The sequence below is a fragment of the Vibrio sp. Vb2131 genome (genome assembly GCF_033338535.1).
GTDB lineage: Bacteria > Pseudomonadota > Gammaproteobacteria > Enterobacterales > Vibrionaceae > Vibrio > Vibrio alginolyticus.
The window spans coordinates 1-1,411 of sequence record NZ_JAWOSW010000044.1 but is presented as its reverse complement, the minus strand read 5'-3'; the positions used below and the strand labels follow the sequence as shown (position 1 = coordinate 1,411).

The 1,411-nt window shown below is 47.3% G+C and carries 1 protein-coding gene; it reads right to left on the bottom strand.

Going from position 1 to position 1,411, the window contains the following annotated elements:
* Positions 1 to 1,231: 1,231 nt before the first annotated feature.
* Positions 1,232 to 1,411 (bottom strand): ubiquitin-like protein (locus R7E38_RS22765; RefSeq protein WP_318082123.1); only part of this gene is annotated, 180 nt, incomplete at its 5' end.

Here is a 1,411-nt window from a genome sequence, read left to right as displayed (position 1 = left end):
ACCCAAAGACATTAAGAGGGAGGCATTAGGGAAGGTTCTGGAAAGATCCAATGTAAAGAGTATTTGTAAATATATGTACAAAGCAGTTGTTTCTTGGTATAAAACCTCAGCCACATCTCTCATTTTATAAGTCCACTCCTACCCAATAACTTCTCCTACTCACCCCTGCCCCAGAGCAGCCAAGTTCAAACACACTGAATGTTTGTAGCCCATAGGTGTGAGCCTTTCTAGCTCACACTGCAGGGCATGTTCTATTAAGGCATCGTCTGGTATAGTCAGGCCAAGCAGCTGACCACAGTGTCCTCTGAAGTCCGCGGTGCTCAGCTTCCTAGGATGGAGTGAATGGGGTTCACGACGTGTTTGGCACATTGTTGGTTTTTCTATGCCTAGGGCTGGACTAGAATAGGAGACATTGTTGCTACATATTTCTGATGGAACTTGTAAGACCTGTGTCCCAGGCCTTCTCTCCATTGCTACTGCCTGGGTCATCTGCTGGTGAAGGGTCTGCCTATCTTTCTCTTTTGTGCAAGGAGACTTTCCGGGCCAGCTTTTCATGCTCTGTTTCATCCACCCCCTCACCCTCCTGCTCATGTATTCATTTCAAACCCATCGTCTTACACAGATGAGCTTCCTACCCCTTCCATGCCTACAAAGTTCCAAGGGATTGCTTAGGAGGGAGGAGATGGGAAATGGCTAAAATGCCCTTAGAATCAAGATGAAGCCAGTAAGTAGGGTTGGGAGTGTGCATGTGGGAGCCTGTATGGCACAGGATGCCATAGTCATACGCTGTGCTCATGTGCAGTCCCCATGGTGGCTCTGCAAGCATTCCCATCCCATCCCCCTCCCCACAAGAACGGGCCTCAGCTTGACTTGGGTCAGGCTGTGTGGTTCCACGGCCATCCTCTTCCATCATACTGCATGGGAAGAGGCTGAGGGCCAGCCCGAGCCCCTCTGTAGATAAACGTTCCCCAAGAGCCATTTATGCGGCATAATTTATAGCCATGCATCTGTACAGAATACTTCATAACTTATAGTAAATAGTGACTTGTTTTATAGTGTCTCATTTGGAAATGAGGCAGGGTTCTTTTATGTACTGTGAACAGAAAGAACACCTTTGTATATTTTGTAATACTGCCTTTAAACACAACTCTCGAGGTCATGCTACACCTCCCCCTGTAATTATGTAAGGTACACCCCAGGAAGTGGCTTTGCCCTCTGTTGATTACTTTTTTTAAAAAAAATGGGATCTTTGTTTCTGTGTTAATTGTATTTTTTTAAAACGGGTTGAGGGAAGGAGGACCAGGTGCAGGGTTGACTCTTTCTGGATGTTGTAGTCAGAGAGGGTGCGGCCATCTTCCAGCTGCTTGCCGGCAAAGATGAGCCTCTGCTGGTCAGGGGGGATGCCCTCTTT